This window comes from Actinoallomurus sp. CA-150999 (genome assembly GCF_050942425.1).
Lineage (GTDB): Bacteria > Actinomycetota > Actinomycetes > Streptosporangiales > Streptosporangiaceae > Actinoallomurus.
On the sequence record NZ_CP192063.1, the window covers coordinates 5,484,137 to 5,504,372 of the forward strand.

Sequence of the window (20,236 nt, forward strand, 5' to 3'; positions counted from 1 at the left end):
GTCGAGGGTTGAAACGTGGCCGAACGAACGCATCCGCAGGCATCGTGCGATGACGCCTCCATGACGGGAGGCGCCATCGCGGCAGAACGCGCGTCGGTGGAGCCGGCCTTCGCGTTGCTCACCGACGGCAGGGCGATCCAGATCCGCGAAGTGTGTCCGGGTGACCTGGACGCCGTACGAGACCTGCACCGCGGCATGTCACTGGAAAACCTCTACCTGCGCTTCTTCGGCCTCAGCCCGCGGATCGCCGACGAGATCTCCGAACGGCTGTGCCGGAGTGCCGGCTCGGCCCATGCGGTTCTCGGAGCCTGGCTCGGCGATGAGCTCGTCGGCGTCGCGAACTACGAGCCCACCGAGGACCCCGGCAGCGCGGAGATCGCGCTCGCGGTGGCGGATGGAATGCACCATCGCGGCGTCGGCACCTTGCTGCTGGAGCACCTGGTCTCGCTGGCCCGCTCACGTGGAGTCCGGGAGTTCCGCGCCGACACTCTGACGCAGAACACCGCGATGCTGCGTGTGTTCGCCTCCGCCGGTCTGGCGACCGACCGCGGTTGCTGCGCGGACGGTGTGGTCGAGGTGCGAATCCCGTTGACGGCGGACGCGCGATACCTCGACGCCGTCGCCGAACGGGAGCGGTATGCGGACGTCGCGAGCCTGCGCCATCTGCTGGGCCCGGCGTCCGTAGCCGTCGTCGGCGCCGGACGGCGTCCCGAATCGGTCGGCGGGGCGATCCTTCGCAACCTGGTCTCCGGTGGTTTTCCCGGCACGGTGTTCGCGGTCAATCCTCGTGCCGGCGAGCGGCTGGCGGGTGCGCCGTGCGTGGCGTCGGTGGCCGCCCTACCGGAGGCTCCGGAACTCGCCGTGCTCGCGGTGCCGCCGGACGCCGTGGCCCAGGTCGCCGAGGACTGTGGCCGGCGGGGAGTGCGATCACTGGTGGTGATCACCTCGGGTTGCGACGGCCGGGCGTTGCTCGCCACCTGCCGGCGGTACGGCATGCGGCTGGTCGGGCCCAACTGCTTTGGCGTCGCCAACAGCGCCGTGCGGCTTGACGCGACCTTCGCCGCCCGACCTACCCGTGCGGGGGCGGCCGGGGTCGTCGTGCAGTCCGGGGGCGTCGGGATCGCGCTGCGCGACCATCTGTCCCGCCTGGACATCGGCGTGTCGTCCTTCGTCTCGGTCGGTGACAAGTACGACGTCAGCAGCAACGACATGCTGCTGTGGTGGGAGGCGGACCCGGCGACCCGCCTGGGCGTCCTGCACGTCGAGTCGTTCGGTAATCCGCGCAAGTTCGCGCGGACCGCCCGGCGCGTCGGGCGCCGGATGCCGCTGCTGACCGTCGTGGCGGGGCGCTCGGCGGCCGGGCACCGGGCCGCGGCGTCGCATACGGCGGCTGCGGCGACGCCGACCGTCACGCAGGAGGCGCTGTTCCGGCAGGCCGGCATCATCGCGACCCACGGTCTCGGCGAGCTCCTCGACGCCACCGCGCTGCTCGCCCATCAGCCGATACCGACTGGTGAGCGCGTCGCCGTCATCTCGAACGCCGGAGGTGTGGGTGTGCTGGCCGCCGACGCCTGCGCCGACGCCGGCCTGTGCGCCGCCTCGTTGAGTGAGAGAACCGTCTCCGAGCTGACACGGCTCCTGCCGCACGGAGCCGCCTGCACCGGCCCGGTCGACACCACCGCGGCCATCGACCCCGAACGGTTCACGCGCTGCCTCGATCTCGTCGCCACCGATGACGGGGTGGACGCCGTCCTGGCACTGGTCGTCCCGACGGCCGCCTCCGACCTGACCTCCGCTGTCGCCGCCGGTGGAGCCGCCAAGCCGCTCGCCGCGGTCGTTCTCGGCCAGCCCGAGTCGGTGCGGGTCCGGTACGGGCCCGGCGGTCGGCGCGTCCCGTCGTACGCCTTTCCGGAGGACGCGGCCCGTGCCCTGTCCCTCGCCCGGTCCCACGGCCGTTGGCTCGAACGTCCGGTCGGGGACGAGCCGCGGTTCTCTGACCTGCGGGAGAACACGGTGACCCGGATCATCCAGCGGCACCTCGACACGGTCCCCGCAGGCGGCTGGCTGCCGCCGGCCGACACGATGGAGCTCCTGGGCGCCTACGGCCTGCCGCTGGCGGCCTGGCGTCCGGCCACCTCGGCGGACGAAGCCGTACGCGCCGCGGCCGAACACGGCGACCACGTCGTGCTCAAGGCGGACGTGCCGGGAATCGTGCACAAGAGCGACGTCGGTGCGGTCGAGCTCGACCTGCGCGGCGAAGCCGATGTCCGGTTTGCCTATGCCCGGCTGGCCGCCCGTTTCGGCGATCGGCTGGGCGGGGTCCTGGTTCAGCCGATGGCCCGTGGCGGCGTCGAGATCCTGTGCGGGATCGTGCAGGAGCCGGTCTTCGGCCCTTTGATCGTCTTCGGCCTGGGCGGCGTCGCCACCGAGGTGCTGGGCGACCGGTCGGCTCGGCTGACGCCGCTCACCGACGTGGACGCCGCGGAGCTGATCCGCTCGGTGCGCGGCGCGCCCCTGCTGCTGGGTCACCGGGGCGCACCGGCCGTGGACACCGCGTCGCTGGAGGAGGCCCTGCTACGGCTGTCCCGGCTCGCTGACGATCACCCGGAGGTCGCCGAGGTCGACCTCAATCCGATCATCGCCCGGCCCGACGGCGTCGTCGCCGTCGACGCGCGGGTCCGCGTTCTCCCACAACGACGCTGGGATCCCTACCTCCGCCGTCTCCGCTGACTCCGGAGCGGATGACCCTCCGTCGCCTTGGGAAGGTACGGGTGGGGCGCGTCGCCCGCTGCCGGAAACGAGGTGGCGGCGTCGGACCGAGTGACCCGGCCAGTGGGGACCTTTGCCTCTCCACGCCGGGCAGCCGCTCCGCGAAGCTGAAGGAAACGGGGGCGTTCGCGAGGGGGCATGGACATGGCCTGGATGCTCAACGGCCTGGTCGGACTGCACGGCGCACTGACCGATTCCGGCTATACGGTGATCGGCCCGACCGTCCGTGACCGGGCGATCGTCCTGGCCGAACTGGCCTCGGCCGACGATCTTCCTTACGGCTGGGGCGTCGCGCTCGAGCCGGGTGGGTACCGGATCCAGCGTCGTGCCGACTCCGCGGCGTTCGCCCACTCGGCGGGGCCGCAGTCGTGGAAGCCGTTCCTGCACCCGCCGCGCTCCAAGTTGTGGGACGCCCGCCGTACCGATGACGGCTTTGAGATCGATGAGGCCAGGGAAGAGCCTCCGCGCTACGCCTTCCTGGGGGTACGGCCGTGTGATCTGAGGGCCATCGGGATCCTCGATCGGGTCCTCGCCGGTGGCCGGCACCCCGACGATGCCTATGCCGCGCGCCGGGACGGTGTGTTCATCATCGTCGTCAACTGCACCGAGCCGGGGGAGACGTGCTTCTGCACCTCCATGGGGACCGGGCCGGGGGCCGACTCGGGTTACGACCTGGCGTTGACCGAGTTCGCAGGGGAGGGGCGGTTCCTCGTCGACGTCGGCAGCGACGCCGGGGCCGGCATGCTCGCGCGGATCGAACACCAGGAGGCGGACGCGGTGACGGAGACGCGGGCGCGGGCGGAGGTCGACGCGGCGGCGGGCCGGATGGGCCGGGAGATGCCCGCCGAAGGCCTGCGGGACCTGATGGCCGGCAGCCTGGAGGCGGCCCGCTGGGACGACGTGGCCTCACGCTGTCTCACCTGCGGTAACTGCACGATGGTCTGCCCGACCTGTTTCTGCACGACCGTCGAGGACGTCACCGACCTGACCGGCGACCACGCCGAGCGGTGGCAGCGCTGGGACTCCTGCTTCGACCTGGACTTCTCCCATCTGCAGGGAGGCAGCGTGCGCACGTCGACCAGGAGCCGCTACCGCCAGTGGCTCACCCACAAGCTCGGGACGTGGCACGACCAGTTCGGTTCTTCTGGGTGCGTCGGATGCGGGCGGTGCATCGTGTGGTGCCCGGTCGGAATCGACCTGACCGAAGAGGTGGCCGCACTCCGGGAGGAAAGCGATGGGTGAACTGCCGGACGCACTACCGGGCTCGGCCCTGACCTGCCACGCCTTCATCCGTGGCATGCCCGAGCACCACATCGCGAGGCTGGCCTCGGTGGCGTGCTACGAGGACGTGCCCGCCGGTCACCGCTTCTTCGAGGAGGGCGGTTCCGCGGACCGGTTCTGGTTGATCCAGGCCGGCCGGGTCGCCCTCGATCTGCACATCCCCGGCCGCGGCACCGTGATCGTCGAGTCGCTCGGGCGTGGCACGGTGCTGGGCTGGTCGTGGCTGTTCCCGCCGTACGAGTGGCGGTTCGGGGCCGTCGCGGCCGAGCCGGTCCGCGCGATCCGCCTGGACGCGAGAGCGGTCCGGGAGATGTGCGCCGAGGATCCGGCGCTCGGGTACGAGCTCACCCGCCGGTTCACCGCCGTCATGCTCGACCGGCTGCAGAACACCCGGATACGCCTGCTCGACCTGTACGGCGCGCCGTTGGGGCGTGAGATATGACGGCCATGACGCCGGTCCCGTACCGGGTCACGGAACGGCGGGAGGAGACCCGCGACACCGCGACGCTCGTCCTGGAGCCGTGCGGCGCACCGATCCCGCGGGTCCGCCCCGGACAGTTCACCATGCTGTACGCGTTCGGCATCGGGGAGGCGCCGATCTCCGTCAGCCGCACCGGAGGAGTGCTCGAGCAGACGGTCCGTGACGTCGGCGCGGTCAGCCGCGCGCTGGTCGGGAGCGGGCCCGGCCGGATGATCGGCGTCCGGGGGCCGTACGGCGTCGGCTGGGGCGTCGAGGACGCGGTCGGCCGGGACCTGGTCTTCGCCGGGGGCGGGATCGGGCTCGCACCGCTGCGCCCGGCCCTGCTTTACGCACTGGAACGGCGGCGATCCTTTGGATCCATCACGGTCCTCATCGGCGCCCGTACCCCTGCGGACCTGCTGTACCGGGCTGAGCTGGATGGATGGCGTGAGCGTGGCGCGCGCGTCGAGGTGACCGTCGACCGCGCCGACGCCGCCTGGCCCGGCCACGTCGGACTGATCACCTCGCTTCTCGGACTCGTGGACGCCGCCCCGGAGAACGCCACGGCCTTCGTCTGCGGCCCGGAGATCATGATGCGCCTGACCGCGCAGGCGCTGTGCGACAGGGGCATGGCCGACGTGCGGATCTCCCTCGAACGCAATATGCGCTGCGGCATCGGATGGTGCGGCCACTGCCAGCTGGGCCCCTGGCTGATCTGCCGCGACGGCCCGGTCGTCGCCTACCGGGACGCCGCCGCGCAGCTGAGCGTGAAGGAGCGGTAGATGGCGCCCAAGCTCGCGGTGTGGAAGTTCGCCTCCTGTGACGGCTGCCAGCTCAGCCTCCTCGACTGCGAGGACGAGCTGCTGACGCTGGCGGGCGAGGTCGAGATCGCGCATTTCCTGGAGGCCTCCAGCGCCGTCGTGGCGGGCCCGTACGACGTGTCGCTGGTCGAGGGCTCGATCTCCACCCCGGCCGATGCCGAGAAGATCCAGCACGTCAGAAAGGCCTCTCGGACGCTGGTCACGATCGGGGCCTGCGCCACCGCGGGCGGTATCCAGGCGCTGCGGAACTACGCCGATGCCGAGGAGTACCGGTCGGTCGTCTACGCCAAGCCCGAGTACGTCGCCACGCTCGCCGACTCCACACCGATCTCCGCGCACGTGCCGGTCGACTTCGAGCTTCGCGGCTGTCCGATCGACCGGCACCAGCTCCTCGAGGTGATCTCGGCCTACCTCGCCGGCCGCAAGCCGGGCATCCCGAACCACCCGGTCTGCTTCGAATGCAAGATGCGCGGCACCGTCTGCGTCATGGTCGCCCACGGCACACCATGCCTGGGCCCGGTCACCCACACCGGCTGCGGAGCGATCTGCCCGGCCTACGGACGCGGCTGCTACGGCTGCTTCGGGCCCGCGACCAGGCCCAACATGGGTTCGCTGAAGACCTGGCTGGGAAACATCGGTATGTCACGCCCGGAGGTGGACCGGGCGTTCTCGACCTTCAACGTCGCCGCGTTCGAGGAGCAGCCGGATGACCCACCGTGAGCGCACGTTAGCGGTGGGCGCCCTGGCCCGTGTGGAGGGTCAGGGCGCGATGTACGTACGCGCTCGCGACGGCGTCGTGGAGGAGGTCCGGCTCGACATCTACGAGCCGCCCCGGTTCTTCGAGGCATTTCTGCGGGGCCGCGCCCACACCGAGCCGCCCGACATCACCGCCCGGATCTGCGGGATCTGCCCGGTCGCCTACCAGATGAGCGCATGCCGGGCCATCGAGGCCGCCTGCGGCGTCACCGCGGACGAGCACATCGAGGCGCTGCGGCGCCTGCTGTACTGCGGTGAGTGGATTGAAAGCCACACCCTGCACATCTACCTCCTGCACGCCCCCGACTTCCTCGGCTACCCCAGCGCCGTGGAGATGGCCCACGATCACCGGCACGCCGTCGAGCGCGGTCTGGCCCTGAAGAAGGCCGGCAATGCGATCATGGAATTGATCGGCGGTCGGCCCATTCACCCGATCAACGTCCGCGTCGGCGGCTTCTACCGAGCTCCTGCTCGCGCCGAACTCACGCCGCTGGCCGAGCGGCTGCGCCGGGCGCTGGATGACGCCTTGGCCACCGTGGAATGGGTGGCCGGCTTCGACATGCCCGAGGACGAGCTCGGCCACGAGTTCCTCGCCCTCACGGCGGACGTCTATCCGATCGAGGCCGGTCTTCCCCGGACCACGGGTGGGCGGACGTTCGCGGTCACCGACTTCGAGGACCACATCGTCGAGGAACAGGTGCCGCACTCGACGGCCCTGCACGCCCGCCTGGCAGCGGGCGGGCGTTACCTGACCGGGCCGCTGGCCCGGTACGCGCTGAACCACGACCGGCTCTCGCCGCTGGCCCGCGAGGCCGCGCGGGCGGCCGGACTCGGCGAGATCTGCCGCAACCCCTTCCAGAGCATCATCGTCCGCGCCGTCGAGGTGGTCTACGCCGTCGAGGAGGCGCTGCGGATCATCGAGGCCTACCGGCCACCGGCGCAGCCGTTCGTCGATGTGCCGTCCCGCGCGGGAGTCGGGCGCGGCGCGACGGAGGCACCACGGGGTGTGCTCTTCCACCGTTACGAACTCGGCCCGGACGGGATGATCAGCTCGGCGCGCATCGTGCCACCGACCTCGCAGAACCAGGCGGCGATCGAGGACGACATGTGCGAGGTGGTGCAGGCACGCCTCGACCTGGACGACGCCGCTTTGACCGCGGTGTGCGAGCGGGCGATCCGCAACTACGACCCGTGCATCTCATGCGCGGCGCATTTCCTCGACCTGACCGTGGAGCGCGCGTGATCGTCATCGGCGTCGGCAACGAGCTCCGCCGCGACGACGGCGCCGGCCCTGCCGTGATCGGCGAGCTACGCGACCGGCGGCTGACGGGCGTGACGCTCGCGGTCTCCGACGGTGAGCCGGCCCGTCTGATCGATCTGTGGACCGGGGCGGACCTGGCCGTCGTGGTCGACGCCGTGCAGACCACCTCGGGTGAGCCCGGTCGCGTCCGGGAACTCGACTCCATCAACGGTGTCCACCCCGGCACCAGCAGCAGCCACGCCCTCGGACCCGGCGCCGCGATGCGCCTGGCCGAGGCCCTCGACCGGATGCCCGGCAGATTGCGGATCTACAGCATCGAAGGCGCCGACTTCGGTCTCGGCCCCGGCCTGTCCGCACCGGTTGCCCAGGCCGTCACGGAGGTCGCGCAGCGGATCACCACGCTCGCCCGGAACGCCCACCAGCAGCCGACCGGCAGGCCCGACGGATGATCCGACCGTCACCCGATCTCTTCAACCTCTCCCGGCCCGGGGAACCAGACGGTTCGCCCGGCCGGGAGGGTGGTGACCGGCCCGCCGTTCACCGCGATCCGGATCGGCGGCTGTGCCGATCGGCGCAGCCCGATGCGGATACCGGCGTGGTCCGTGTGGAGACGGATTCCCCAGTGGCCGCGGTAGCGCAGTTCCACACCCAGGCCGGGGAGGCCGGGTGGCAGGCGGGGGTTGAGGTGGAGGACGTCGCCGTGGAGCTCGATGCCGGTGTAGCAGCGTTGTGCCAGGTCGAGGGTGCCGGCCATGGCACCCAGATGGATGCCCTCCGCGGTGGTGCCGCCTTGGACGTCGTGCAGGTCGCTGTCCAGGGCCTGGAGGAAGAACCGCCAGGAGGCGGCGCGGTCGGAACGAGCGAGGACCCAGGCGTGCACGATCGCGCTGAGGGTCGAGCCGTGGGAGGTGCGGGCCAGGTAGTACTCGATGGTCTTCGGGATGGCGGCACGGTCCAGGCCGTAGCCGAGCCGGTCGAACAGGGCGGTCAGCTGGTCGGCGGACAGGAGGTAGAACAGCATGAGCACGTCGGCCTGTTTGGAAGCCTTGTACCGGTTGGTGGTGTCGCCTTCGGCCTCGAGGATGCGATCGAGGCGGCGGATGTCGCCGTACTTGGCCCGGTATCCGTCCCAGTCGAACTCGGTGAGGTTCTCGTATCCCTCGAACTGGCTGATGATCCCGTCGGCGTGGAAGACGACCCGCAGTCGCCGGCTCACGTCTTCGAAGCGGGCGATCTCCTCGGGCCGCAGGCCGAGGTGTTCGAGGAGTTCGGCGCGGCGCACCGAGGGCAGGAGAGCCAAGACGTCGAGCGCGCGGCACAGCGTCCAGGCCGCCATGACGTTGGTGTAGGCGTTGTTGTCCAGGCCTGGTGCGGCCGCGCCCGGGTAGGCGTCGTGGTACTCATCCGGGCCCATCACCCCGCGGATGTCGTACCGGCCGGAGGACGTGTCCAGGGTGGCGAGGCCCGCCCAGAACCGGGCGATCTCGATGAGCATCTCCGCGCCGTACGAGCAGAGGAACTCCAGGTCACCGGTGGCCTGGTAGTACTGCCAGACGTTGTACGCGATCGCCAGGCCGACATGCCGCTGCAGCCGGGAGTTGTCCGGCAGCCACCGCCCCGAGCGCGGGTTGACGTGCATGCGCGGGGTCTCGTCCCGGCCGTCGCTGCCGCTCTGCCACGGGTACATCGCGCCGGTGTGCCCGGCCGCCCGGGCCGCCCGGCGCGCCGCCGGCAGCCGGTGCCAGCGGTAGAGCAGGAGCGAGCGTACGACGTCCGGGAATCGCAGGCTGAGAAAGGGCAGCACGAACAGCTCATCCCAGAAGACGTGCCCTCGGTAGGCCTCGCCGTGCAGCCCACGGGCGGGAACGCCGACGTCGAGCCCCACGGTGTGCGGGGACAGCGTCTGCAGCAGGTGGAACAGGTGAAGGTTGATGGTGCTCTGCGCGCCGGGGCGGCCGACGTCGAGGCGGGCGCGCCGCCACAGATGTTCCCAGGCCAAGCCGTGTCGGTCGCGCAGCTCCGCGAAGCGCGGTGCACGCTCGGCTCCGAGCCGGGCCGCCTCCAGCGGCCCGCCCGTGGCCCGGTCGCGGGACGTGTGCAGCGCCACGACCTTCTCGACGGTCACCGGCTCGTCGCGACGCATTTCCACGGTCAGGTGCTGGGCGATCCACCCTGGCCCGTCCCGCCTCTCCTGCCGTATCGCCCCGCCGGCGTCCACGGTCGTGCGCGCGGCCTCGGCGATGCGCACCGCCGAGGTGACCGTCTCAGCGTCAAGCCAGATCAGATCCTCGTCGGCACCGGTCGAGCCGGCGAACAGGTGGACGTCGGTCAGCCCTCGATAGCGGGCCACGCCGCAGTTGCGGACGCGCCCGTCCAGGCCCGATCGGATCTCCAGCGTTCCCGACCAGTTCTCCGCGCGGATCGTCGTCCGCAGTGCGGCCAGGTGAGGGTCGTCCATGGACACGAGCCGCTCCTGGTCGACCGCGGTGATACGGCCGGCGGCGTCCCCGTAGCGAAGACGCCGGGTGAGAAGCCCGTGGCGAAGGTCCAGTTCCTGCCGGTATCCGAGCAGATCGGAAGCACGGACGTCGAACCATTCGCCACCTTCGGCGCGGAACGTCAGCGGCAGCCAGTTCGGCGCGTTCACGAGATCTTCGTTGACCACCGCCCGTCCGGCCAGCGGTGACGACAGCCGGTCATAGCATCCGGCGATGTAGGTGCCGGGGTAGTGCACGTCGTCGGCGATTGCCTCCGGGGCCGCTCCACGGGTGGCGAAGTATCCGTTGCCCAACGTGCACAACGCCTCCCGCAGGCGTTCCGCGTCGGGGTCGAAGCCGTCGTATACGACACGCCAGACCCCCATGGCCCGCCCCCTCCCGCTTGCTCGCAACCTCATCTCAGCCCGCCGGGCATCGTTCGCAGGAGAGGCGGACTTCCCGCCGATCCGGGACTTCCGTCCCTGCCAAAACCGCTTCCTGGGTCTCCGCGGCAGACGACGCGAGTGCCGCCTTCCGCCTGCGCGGGAGATCTCAAGGCCACAAGGAGGTCCGCGACGGGACCTTCGGCCCCTGGCGATGTTCATCGTCGGCGGATGCGATGGAACCGATGGTGAACGCGGTGATGAGGGTGCCCGCGTTCTTCCCGACGGCTGCGGTGCGGAGCCCGCCTCCGCCGACAGCAGGAAGAGGATCGCCGTGGAGTGGATCGTCGCGGGAACCGACGGCTCGCCCTGTGCCACGACCGCCGTGGAATGGGCCGCACGCGAAGCCGCACGCCGGCGGCGTGCACTGCACATCGTGCACGCCGCCGAACACCGGGGCTCGGGAATCCCCTTTCACCCGGCGGTCCGGTCTTTGGAATCTCTCACCGAGACGGGAGAACGCATCCTTGTGGAAGCCGCCGTACGAGCGGCCAAGGAATGCCCCGAGCTCAGGATCACCACAGAGGTGATCTTCGAAGCGCCCGCGTACGCACTACGCGCGCGGGCCGAACACGCCTACGAAGTCGTCGTCGGCCACCGCGGGCTCGGTGGCTTCCGCGGTCTCCTGCTGGGGTCCACGAGTTTGCGGGTCGCCGGGCACACGCCGTGCCCCGTGGTCGTCGTCCGGGGCGAGACCGACGAGAGCCGCGGTGAGGTGCTGGTCGGCGTGGACCTGTCCGAGGAGTCGCCGATCGTCCTGGAACACGCTTTCGAGGCCGCTGCCATCCGCGGCGCCTGGGTACGAGCGGTCCACGCGTGGCCGGTGCCGAGCACGGTGTACGAGGACGCTGATCCGGTCACCGTCCGCCGGGCGACCGCCGCGGTTCACGAACTTCTGGGGCAGGAGGTGGCGCCGTGGCGAGAGAGATTTCCGGAGGTCAAGGTCATCGAGCAACCGCTCCCCGGCCACCCGGTCGAGAGGCTCGCCGAAAGCTCTCGGCGGGCCGACCTGCTCGTCGTCGGATCCGCCGGACACGACAACCGGTACTTCGGCTCGGTGGTCCACGGCGTCATCCACCACGCCGACTGCCCGGTCACCGTCGTCGGACACCGAAGCCCGTGAGGCCGGCCGTCACCGGCTCGCGCGGACACCGCGGAGCAGAAGCCTCGACCGTCGCAACGCAACAGGTGAAAAGGCGGAAGAAAGGGTTGACCATGAATACGATCATCGTCGGCACCGACGGGTCGGACCAGAGCCTGAACGCGGTCGCCTGGGCGGCCGAGGAGGCGGTACGCCGAGGGCTGCCCCTGCGGATCGTTCATGCCGAGGCCGAGTGGTTGTACGACACCCCGGTCGATCCGCGGATAGGTCTCGTCCGGGAATGGCTGCTGACCGGCGGCAAGGACCTGCTCGAAAAAGCGGTGGCCGCCGCGCGTGAACGCGCCCCCGGCATCGCGGTCGACACGGAGACCGTGTCCGGCCAGGTGGCCCATGTCCTCCTGGAGAAGGCGGCAGACGCGGCGATGATCGTGCTCGGCGGCCATGGCGTGGGCACGGCGACCGGTCTGCTGCTGGGCTCGACCACACTGCAGGTCGTCACGCACGCGAGGATTCCCGCCGTGGTCGTACGAGATCTGGAACCCGCGGAGCGGCGCGAGATCGCGGTCGGCGTGGACGCGTCGCCGGTCAGCGAGCCGGCCATCGCGTTCGCGTTCGAGGAGGCCGCGCTGCGCAGGGCGCGGTTGCGTGCCGTCCACGTCTGGTCGCATCCCGCCCCAAGAGGACCGGGCGTCATGCAGCCGCTGGTCTACGACCCGCAGATCGTGGCGGAAGAGAAACTGCGCCTGGTGCAGCAGTCGCTGGCCACCTGGCGGGACAAGTTCCCCGACGTCGAGGTCGTCTTCGACATCGAACACGGTCGTCCGGTGCGGATTCTGGCCGACGCGTCGGCACACGCCGATCTTCTGGTGGTCGGGAGCCGGGGGAGAGGGGGCTTCACCGGACTGCTCCTGGGGTCGGTCAGCCACGCGTTGCTGCACCACGCACACTGCCCCCTGGCCGTCGTACGGACCGCCGGCTGACCTCGACACGGTGCCGGCCAGGCCCCGGCCGAAACCTTGGTGCTCGGCAATGGTCGTGTTACCGCAGAGGGCCATATCACGCGCCGCTCGCAGATTCCCGCCCTGCTGCACGCCGTACGCCAGGTCGAAGGTGTCGTGTCGGCGGACCCGCCTCGCTTACGAGGTGGACGACATGTTCGTGGGCGTCGTGCCCTCGATGGGACCGGCTCGCTGAGCGATCAACTCATATGGCCGCGAGCGCCCCGCCATGGTCGGCCCTGCGGGCAGCCGCATCTCGGACAGATCGTTGATCACCACGTCCGCGCCGTGTTCGCGGAGCGCGGCGGCGGCCTGGCCGATGCGATCGACTCCCACTACCAGCCCGAAGGCGCCATGCCGAGCGGCCGATACGCCGGCGAGTGACTGCTCGACGATGGCGATCCGCCCCGGTGGCGTTCTCAGCCGTAGGGCCGCCTCACAGAACAGGCCCGGCTCGGGATGTCCCGGCAGACGTGTCCCCGGAGCGTCCAAGCCGTCCAGCCGTACGTCGAACATCTCCGTGACGCCCGCTCGGGTGAGCAACTCTGCGGCGTACCAGTCGACGGAGACGGCGGCCGTGCGCCGCCCGCTACGACGCACTGCATGAAGGAGGCGGACGGTCGAGGTGAAGGGAGCGATGCCGTAGCGGCGGACCTCGGTGAGGAACAACTCCTCCTCGCGTCCGGCAAGGCCGCGTAGATCGTCGTACGGCAGTGTGATCTCTCGGGAGCAAAGAAAGGCCCGCACGCCGTCGAGCCGCGGTTTGCCATGCATATGTCCCAGGTAGTCGTCGCGGACCTCGAACGGCTTGAACTCCGCTTCCTGCGTCACGGCGTAGGAGCGCAGGAACGGGTCCAGCACCGCTTTCCAGGCGGCGGCTGCGGCCCGGTCGACGTCGACGACGATCCCGTCGACGCCGAAGATGATCGCAGCGATGTCATCGCCGAGCACGTATTGATCAGCCGTGGTACGCATGGCTTCTCCATCCCCCGCTTCAGAACGTCATCGGACGACCTGTGCCGTGTCAGTCGTGGCCCTGGCCCCATTTCAGGTGAAGCTCGACACGCCACCTCCCCGCCGTTCGCCCTTCATCCCGGGTCCCGATGAAGTCCCCTCCACCAGCCGAGCGCGGCTCAGTGCTCGATGGCGACCCGCCGGGTTGCCTCTTTGGCTTCTTGAAGCGGAACGGTGATCGTTAGGACACCCTTGTCGTAGGTCGCCTTGATGTCGTCTTCGTGCGCGTTCTCCGGCAGCCGGATGTGTCGTTCGTAGGTGCCGTACCGGAATTCTGAATGACGGCGTTCTTCGTGCTCTTCCTTCCGCTCGGCGTGGATCGTCAGGATGCCCCGCGAGACGCTGATCTCCACGTCGTGGTCTGGGTCGACGCCGGGAAGTTCGGCTCGGATGACGTATTTGTCCTCGTCGATGTAGTCCTCGATCCGGATGGCCTGAGCGGTGAAGGGCCGCAGTGTGGTGAACGGCATCTCGAAGAGGTCGAAGAGATCAGGAAGTCTGGTTTCTCTGCGGGCCGGTGTTCCCATGGGAACCTCCTCAATTCGACGTGCTCCTTCATTCCACGCGAATCGCGGGCCGGGCCCTAGAGGCGGACTTCCCTCGCGCGGGAGGACTTCGGTCCCGCCTTGACCTGCTCGTTCGTCGCCTCGTCAGAGAGACACCGACCCGTGCGGCGTCAGGTTCGGTGCGTCGGCTGGTGCGTTGTCCTGGCGCTCAGGAAGCGCAGGGCTGATGTCGTCAGGTTCGGGCCGTTGGTCCCCTGCCCGAACAACGTCGCTGCTGATGGGGTGGAAATGATCCGAGGAGGTCGAGATGGACACAGAGTCGGCGGTGAAGCCGGTGTTCGTCGGTGTGGACGGCTCGGAGTGCAGCCTGACCGCGGTCGATTGGGCAGCGGACGAGGCGAAACTGCGCCGCTGCCGGCTTCGGATCGTGCACGTTTTCGCCTGGCCCTTGCTGTACACCCCGCTCGGCGCACCGTTGCTGGGCTCGCGGCTGGATGAACTGATGGAGACCGCCAGGCAGATCGTTCACACGGCGGAACGCCGTGCCCAGGCCCGTGCCCCTGAGGTCGACGTCGAATCGGAGCTGATCGACGGCGCGCCCATTCCCGCTTTGCTCGAGGAAGCGGCCAGGGCATCTTTGGCGGTGGTCGGCTCGCGCGGCCTCCGCGCCGTCGGAGCGCTGTTCCTGGGATCCACCGGTGTGGAACTGGCGGCACGGGCCGCATGCCCGGTCGTCGCCGTACGAGGGCGAGAGCACAAGGCGCAGCGGATCGTCGTAGGCGTGGACGGTTCGGACAACTCGCTGATGGCCCTGTGGTCCGCGTTCGAGGAGGCCGCTCTGCGTGCGGCGGGACTCACCGCCGTCCATGCCATTCACCATCCAGCGGACGAAGCGGACGGCGACATCACTGACGCGGTGACCCGCCTGCGTGAACGGTTCCCTGACGTCCCTGCCGAACTGGCCACGGTGACCGCGCATCCTGCCGAGGCGCTCATCAACGCGTCCGCAGACGCCGATCTGCTCGTGGTCGGCTCACGTGGCCGGGGCGGCTTCCGGGGCCTGCTGCTGGGTTCGGTGAGTCAGGCGGTACTGCACAACGCGGACTGCCCGGTCGCCGTCCAGCGAGCAGGCAAGGCCCACTGAGCGTCCACTGTGACCGGCCGGGAAGGAGCTCGCTGTCATGACACAGATATTGGTGGCCTACGGATCCAGGCACGGCGGAACCGCGGAGATCGCCCACTGGATCGGTGACGAACTGCGAAAGGCTGGTCTCCACGTTGACGTGTGCGACGCGCGGTCAGTGCGCGAAGTGACCCCGTACCACGCGGTGATCCTCGGCGGTGCCGTTTACGCGGGCCGCTGGCAGCGCGACGCGCGTCGTCTCGCTCGGAAACAAGAGCGGGTCCTCCGCGAGATGCCGATATGGCTGTTCGGCAGTGGCCCGCTCGGCGGGGGAGCGGGCGAACCGCTCAGATTGCCTGTTTGGGGGATGCGAAGGATCGCCGAGCGGCTCGGCGCCCGCGACCACGTCACCTTTGGTGGTCGGCTGCGGAAGGACGCCCGAGGGTTTCTGGCCGCGCCTTTGGCGAAGCGTTTTGCCGGAGATTACCGTGACGAGGAGGCGGTGCGAGCGTGGGCGCGGCGGATCGCCGCGGAACTCCTCAGCCGGAGCCCACGAAAGGTCCGCTCGTGACCTCGGCACACGCCCAAGGCTTCGTGTCGACTCTTTGGGCCGCCGGCCGCGGGTGACAGGGCCGCCGGAAACGCCGCGCACCGTGTTGATCAACTCCGCACTGGAGCACCGACCCGCGGCATGACCTGTGACAGCCGCGTTGGATCAGGTGCCGGGCGCCTCCTGGCCCGCCTTCTCGGCGGTGCCGTCGACGGCGAAGCGCAATTCGTCGATCACGCTGACGACTCCGTCGGTGGCAGCGGTCAACCGGAGGAGGACCGGTATGAGGGCCTTGTCGTCCAGAGTGCCGGTGAGAGTGACGATGCCGTGGTCGACGTGGACCGACACCGCCTCGGGTGCAGCCGGTATGAGCAGCGTAAGCACATCCTGCAGGATCTCGTCGCGGATCTCCTCGTCTGAGCGGGTGAAGACACGGAGCAGGTCTCGGCGGCTGACGATGCCGAGGAGACGGTTGTGATCGTCGACGACCGGCAGCCGCTTGATCCGGTGCTGCTCGAGAAGCCGGGCGGCCTGAACGATCGATGCATCGGGGCTTATCGTGATCGCGGGCGTGGTCATCAGATCTCGGGCGGTGACCGCCTGGGCCTTCGGCCTCGATAGCCGATCTTGACGTGTCTCCGGCCAGACGCCCTTGTACTCCTCCTTGGCCAGCAGATCCGCCTCCGATACGACGCCGGCCACGTGCCGGTCCTTATCGATCACCGGCAGTGCGGTGATGCCGCGCTCGATCATCATCTGGGCGATGTCCTTGAACGAAGCACCCCGGTAGGCGCTCACAACGGCCGTCGTCATCACGTCTCTGACGAAGCGTTGTCTGGTACTCATTCGGCACCTCCCAGGTCGGAACGCGTCCCGATATCCCCGTACCTGTGATTAGCGTGTGTTGTTTTCTGGGCCGAGGCGTTCGTGTGTCACGCCACCCGGATGAAGAGGGAGCCGGCGGCCGGTGATCTGGTCCGGAGGGAGCCGTATGAAACAGGATCTGGGCAGGGGAGCCCACGGGGCCAGTGGCGAGTGTTCGAGGCGGTCGATCAGCGCGCGGTCGGTGACGAGCTCGGCGGTGCCGCTGACCAGGACGCTCCATCCGGTTCGAAGACCCAGTTCGACATCGTCGGCCTCGAATGACAGATGGCGTCCCTCTCGTACGGCGGACAGCTTGCCGCCCTCCGCGGTACGGAAGACGATCGCTTCTCCGTCCGTGATGAAGTTGACCGGCAGTACGACGACGCGGCCGTCGTCGTCGGCCCACGCGACACGGCCGATCACCACGCTCCGCAGCAGCCTCAAGCAGGCGTCACGGTCGAGGGTCTGAGCCGCGCCCGCGTCGTGCGTCATCGGTGTGGCCGCCTATCCGGAGGCCGATCCATCGACTCGGCGAATGCGGCGTCCGGTGATACGGCTGGGGATGATGCGAACGAAGAGCTCGCGTTCGCCGCCGGGCCATGGTTCAACGCCTGCCCGCGTCAGGGATGCGCGCTCGGTCTCGGAGTCCACGTGGTGCGCGGAGCCTTGGATGAGGACGCTCCAGCCTTCCCTGGCCGTCACGTCGATCTCATCGATCTCGAAGGCCACCAGGTACTCGGCTTCGGCTATCCCGGTCCTCAGGTCCTCGTCCATCGGACTGCCTGGTGCCGTACGGAAGACGATGGCTCCGTCATGGAGCTTGTAGTTGACCGGAAGCACCACCGGCCCGAACCGGCCGGTGTAGGAGATGCGGCCGATACCGCCTGCTGAGATCAGCCGCAGGCACTCGGTCTCGCCCAGTTCCTCGATCGTCCTGGCTTGCTCGGTCACGATCGGATCGTCCCCCTCACCTGGCGGTGCTAATCGCCGGCGATCAGCGGTTGGAGTCGAAAGTCCCCTTCTTCCTGGGACAACGCCTCTGAACGGACAGCCCTGTCCCGATCAAGGGTTGATGGTGGCCACATGTGAGGGCGTCGCATGTGGGCATGGTCGGCGACTGCCGTACACGGCCTGACCGCCCCGGCCGTGGCTTTGAGGCGTGACGTCTGGTGACTCGAGCGTCCGTGGGGGGACAGGTGATCGGAAGCGGGACATTCGCGGCTGGCCTGTCCTCGGCCGAGGCGGCCGCACGACTCACGCGTGATGGGCCGAATCTGCTGCCGCAGACGCGCCCGACCCGGCTGTGGCGCAGGGTCGCCGCCCAGCTGCGCGATCCACTGATCATGGTGTTGCTGGTCGCGGCGGTGCTGACGGCCGCCACCGGTGACTGGACGGACATGGCCGTCATCGTCCTGGTGATCGTGGTCAATACCTCGGTGGGTGTGGGCCAGGAGGTGCGCGCGGACCGGGCGATCACCGCGCTCGCGGAGCTCACCGCGCCCACGGCCCGCGTGGTTCGGGACGGAACGCAGCGGTCGGTTCCCGCGGCCGAGGTCGTGGTGGGGGACCTGCTGATCCTGGCGGAAGGCGACATCGTTCCGGCCGATGCCCGGCTGGTGGAAGCGGCGGCGCTGCTCGTCGATGAGTCCGCCCTGACGGGCGAGGCCGTGCCCGTGGACAAAGGGCCGGGGGCCGATGAGATCGTGTCGGCGGGAACGGCCGTGGTCAAGGGCCGTGGCCGGGCACTCGTCACCGCCATCGGAGCGGCGAGCGCCACCGGGCGGATCGCATCGATCATGGGCAGGGGCGGCGGCCTGACGCCGTTGCAGCGTCGCCTCGTCGATATCGGCCGGATGCTGGCGGGCGTGACGGTCGTCCTGTGCCTGGTCGTCCTGGGCCTGGGACTGGCGCGGGGGCAGCCGGCGGAGCTGATGGTGGTGACCGCGATCAGCCTGGTCGTGGCCGCTGTCCCCGAATCACTGCCCGCCGTCGTGACGTTGAGCCTGGCTCTGGGCGCCCGCCGGATGGCCGCCCGCAATGCCCTCATCCGTAGGCTTCCGGCCGTCGAGACGCTCGGGTCGGTCACCGTACTGGGCACCGACAAGACCGGCACCCTGACCGAAGGCCGGATGACCGTCCGCCGCGTCTGGACACCAACCGCGGAAGCCGTCATCACCGGTTCCGGTTACGCGCCCGATGGCGATGTCCTGCGGGACCATCGACCGCTACGCCCGGCGGACGGGGACGCGGTCACCGACCTGCTGTCCGCGGCGGTGCTGTGCAACGACGCCAGGCTCTCACCGCCGGACGGCAGCGACGGGGAATGGACGGCCCTGGGCGACCCGACCGAGGCCGCTTTGCTGGCCGCCGCCGCCAAACTGGGACTGGATCGCGAAGACCTGCAGGCGCGGCTGCCCCGGTCCGGCGAACGCCCCTTCGACAGCGACCGCAAACGCATGACCACCGTTCACCGCCTTCCCGACGGCGGCTTCCGCGTGATCTGTAAGGGAGCACCCGAGGCGCTCCTACGCCCGCCCGTCCTGGCCGATGATCCAGCGCTCCTCGCCGAGGCCACCGACCGCGCCGGCGCTCTCGCCCAGGCCGGTTTCCGGGTACTGGCGGTCGCGCAGGCCGATCACGACCCGGCGCTCCGCGCGGACGAGGAACTGGAACGCGGATTGCGTCTGGTCGGCCTGATCGCCATCGTGGACCCGCCACGCCCGGCGGCGTTCGCGACCATCGCGGCCTGCCGCCGCGCCGGAATCAGGCCGATCCTCATCACCGGCGATCATCCCGGTACCGCCCGCGCCATCGCCGCCGAACTGGGCATCATGGGTGTCGGTGACCGGCTGCTCGACTGCCGGTCCATCGGTGAATCCGGACCGGCCGCAGACGACCTGAGCGAGATCACCGTCTTCGCGCGGGCCACCCCGCACCACAAGCTCCACATCATCCAGACACTGCGCGAACGCGGTCAGGTCGTCGCGATGACCGGTGACGGCGTCAACGACGGACCCGCGCTGCGCCGCGCCGACATCGGCGTCGCGATGGGGCGGCGCGGTACCGAGGTGGCCCGCCAAGCCGCGGACCTCGTGCTCGCCGACGACCAACTCGGCACCGTGGTGGCCGCCGTCGAGGAAGGCCGGCGCGTGTACGGCAACATGCGCCGGTTCCTGATCTACGCGCTGTCCGGAGGAGCAGCCGAGATCGCCGTGATGCTGCTGGGCCCTTTCCTGGGCCTGGCGCTTCCCCTCCTGCCCGCCCAGATTCTGTGGATCAACCTGATCACCCATGGCCTGCCCGGAGTCGCGCTGGGCGGCGAGCCCGCACAGAGCGGCGTCATGACCCGACCGCCCCGGCCACCGGCCCAGAGCATCCTCGGAGGCGGCCTGTGGCAGCGCGTGATCCGGATCGCCGTCGTCCTGGCAGCCGTCACCCTGGGAGTGGCCCTCTGGGCACACCAGAGCGGCCGGCCCTGGCAGAGCATGGCCTTCTTCGCGCTCGGCGTCACGCAGCTCGGCGTCGCCCTCGGCTCCCGCGCCCGGCTCTGTTCCTGGGCCAATCCCATGCTGCTCGCGGCCGTCGCGTCCGCCTTCGTCATGCAACTGGCCGGCCTGTACCTGCCGCCGGTCCGAGAGATGCTCGGCACCCAACCGCTCACCGGCCCCGACCTGCTAGTCGTCATCGCCCTTTCCACCCTCGGGTTCGTCGCGGTACGCCTCGATCGGAAACTGCATCCCGGCACGCCTGCGGGTGACGCCGACAGTTCAGGAACAGCGAGGGGCATCTCGCCGACCTGCTGACCGCACGT

General features: G+C 69.8%; 18 protein-coding genes. 12 read left to right on the plus strand and 6 right to left on the minus strand.

Annotation, left to right across the window (positions count from 1 at the left end; translation table 11 throughout):
• The first annotated feature begins 15 nt into the window (after positions 1 to 15).
• The 7 genes from ACQP2O_RS25590 (at position 16) to ACQP2O_RS25620 (ending at position 7,797) form a co-directional block, all read left to right on the plus strand.
• Entirely contained in the window at positions 16 to 2,730 is a 2,715-nt protein-coding gene (locus ACQP2O_RS25590) for a GNAT family N-acetyltransferase (RefSeq protein ID WP_433190099.1), read from the plus strand.
• 183 nt (positions 2,731 to 2,913) lie between these two features.
• Positions 2,914 to 4,011 (plus strand): 4Fe-4S dicluster domain-containing protein, encoded by a 1,098-nt coding sequence (locus ACQP2O_RS25595; protein WP_433190101.1) that lies wholly within the window; start codon positions 2,914 to 2,916, stop codon positions 4,009 to 4,011.
• Entirely contained in the window at positions 4,004 to 4,492 is a 489-nt protein-coding gene (locus tag ACQP2O_RS25600; RefSeq protein WP_433190104.1) for a Crp/Fnr family transcriptional regulator, read from the plus strand. The genes ACQP2O_RS25595 and ACQP2O_RS25600 overlap by 8 nt, the downstream gene beginning before the upstream one ends.
• Positions 4,489 to 5,292 carry an FAD/NAD(P)-binding protein gene (locus tag ACQP2O_RS25605; RefSeq protein ID WP_433190107.1) on the plus strand — a complete coding sequence of 268 codons (804 nt, stop codon included), beginning with the start codon at positions 4,489 to 4,491 and terminating at the stop codon, positions 5,290 to 5,292. The genes ACQP2O_RS25600 and ACQP2O_RS25605 overlap by 4 nt, the downstream gene beginning before the upstream one ends.
• The gene (locus ACQP2O_RS25610) at positions 5,293 to 6,051 is read left to right on the plus strand and encodes an oxidoreductase (RefSeq protein WP_433190108.1); all 759 of its coding nucleotides are present in this window, start codon (positions 5,293 to 5,295) and stop codon (positions 6,049 to 6,051) included.
• Positions 6,038 to 7,330, plus strand: a complete 1,293-nt coding sequence (locus ACQP2O_RS25615; RefSeq protein ID WP_433190111.1) for a Ni/Fe hydrogenase subunit alpha — start codon at positions 6,038 to 6,040, stop codon at positions 7,328 to 7,330. Before ACQP2O_RS25610 ends, ACQP2O_RS25615 begins: the two co-directional genes overlap by 14 nt.
• Positions 7,327 to 7,797 carry a hydrogenase maturation protease gene (locus ACQP2O_RS25620; protein WP_433190114.1) on the plus strand — a complete coding sequence of 157 codons (471 nt, stop codon included), beginning with the start codon at positions 7,327 to 7,329 and terminating at the stop codon, positions 7,795 to 7,797. The genes ACQP2O_RS25615 and ACQP2O_RS25620 overlap by 4 nt, the downstream gene beginning before the upstream one ends.
• Before the next feature lie 8 nt (positions 7,798 to 7,805).
• Here the strand turns inward: ACQP2O_RS25620 and ACQP2O_RS25625 are convergent, their stop codons facing one another.
• On the minus strand, positions 7,806 to 10,211 hold the full coding sequence (locus ACQP2O_RS25625) for a glycoside hydrolase family 65 protein (RefSeq protein ID WP_433190117.1): 2,406 nt from the start codon (positions 10,209 to 10,211) through the stop codon (positions 7,806 to 7,808).
• A gap of 331 nt (positions 10,212 to 10,542) precedes the next feature.
• Here ACQP2O_RS25625 and ACQP2O_RS25630 point away from each other — a divergent pair, with 331 nt between their 5' ends.
• Together ACQP2O_RS25630 and ACQP2O_RS25635 are read left to right on the plus strand one after the other, a co-directional pair.
• Positions 10,543 to 11,391 carry a universal stress protein gene (locus tag ACQP2O_RS25630; RefSeq protein WP_433190120.1) on the plus strand — a complete coding sequence of 283 codons (849 nt, stop codon included), beginning with the start codon at positions 10,543 to 10,545 and terminating at the stop codon, positions 11,389 to 11,391.
• A 92-nt stretch (positions 11,392 to 11,483) separates the two neighbouring features.
• Positions 11,484 to 12,350, plus strand: a complete 867-nt coding sequence (locus ACQP2O_RS25635) for a universal stress protein (RefSeq protein ID WP_433190123.1) — start codon at positions 11,484 to 11,486, stop codon at positions 12,348 to 12,350.
• Positions 12,351 to 12,506: 156 nt separating this feature from the next.
• On the opposite strand, the gene ACQP2O_RS25640 is transcribed toward ACQP2O_RS25635, so the two are convergent.
• Positions 12,507 to 13,343, minus strand: coding sequence for an HAD family hydrolase (locus tag ACQP2O_RS25640; protein WP_433190125.1), 837 nt, complete (start codon positions 13,341 to 13,343; stop codon positions 12,507 to 12,509).
• Between the two features lie 158 nt (positions 13,344 to 13,501).
• Positions 13,502 to 13,909 carry an Hsp20/alpha crystallin family protein gene (locus tag ACQP2O_RS25645; RefSeq protein WP_433190128.1) on the minus strand — a complete coding sequence of 136 codons (408 nt, stop codon included), beginning with the start codon at positions 13,907 to 13,909 and terminating at the stop codon, positions 13,502 to 13,504.
• A 286-nt stretch (positions 13,910 to 14,195) separates the two neighbouring features.
• Here ACQP2O_RS25645 and ACQP2O_RS25650 point away from each other — a divergent pair, with 286 nt between their 5' ends.
• Both ACQP2O_RS25650 and ACQP2O_RS25655 read left to right on the plus strand, forming a co-directional pair.
• Positions 14,196 to 15,032, plus strand: coding sequence for a universal stress protein (locus ACQP2O_RS25650; protein WP_433190130.1), 837 nt, complete (start codon positions 14,196 to 14,198; stop codon positions 15,030 to 15,032).
• Positions 15,033 to 15,069: 37 nt separating this feature from the next.
• A complete protein-coding gene (locus tag ACQP2O_RS25655) occupies positions 15,070 to 15,582 on the plus strand; it encodes a flavodoxin domain-containing protein (protein WP_433190133.1) in 513 nt (170 codons plus the stop codon).
• 144 nt (positions 15,583 to 15,726) lie between these two features.
• Here ACQP2O_RS25655 and ACQP2O_RS25660 read toward each other — a convergent pair whose 3' ends face one another.
• The 3 genes from ACQP2O_RS25660 to ACQP2O_RS25670 are packed head-to-tail and all read right to left on the minus strand — an operon-like array spanning position 15,727 to position 17,376.
• A complete protein-coding gene (locus ACQP2O_RS25660) occupies positions 15,727 to 16,407 on the minus strand; it encodes a CBS domain-containing protein (protein ID WP_433190136.1) in 681 nt (226 codons plus the stop codon).
• A 48-nt stretch (positions 16,408 to 16,455) separates the two neighbouring features.
• The gene (locus ACQP2O_RS25665) at positions 16,456 to 16,917 is read right to left on the minus strand and encodes a pyridoxamine 5'-phosphate oxidase family protein (RefSeq protein ID WP_433190139.1); all 462 of its coding nucleotides are present in this window, start codon (positions 16,915 to 16,917) and stop codon (positions 16,456 to 16,458) included.
• 12 nt (positions 16,918 to 16,929) lie between these two features.
• Positions 16,930 to 17,376 carry a pyridoxamine 5'-phosphate oxidase family protein gene (locus ACQP2O_RS25670; RefSeq protein ID WP_433190142.1) on the minus strand — a complete coding sequence of 149 codons (447 nt, stop codon included), beginning with the start codon at positions 17,374 to 17,376 and terminating at the stop codon, positions 16,930 to 16,932.
• Between the two features lie 245 nt (positions 17,377 to 17,621).
• Here ACQP2O_RS25670 and ACQP2O_RS25675 point away from each other — a divergent pair, with 245 nt between their 5' ends.
• Positions 17,622 to 20,228 (plus strand): cation-translocating P-type ATPase, encoded by a 2,607-nt coding sequence (locus tag ACQP2O_RS25675; RefSeq protein WP_433190145.1) that lies wholly within the window; start codon positions 17,622 to 17,624, stop codon positions 20,226 to 20,228.
• Positions 20,229 to 20,236 lie beyond the last annotated feature (8 nt).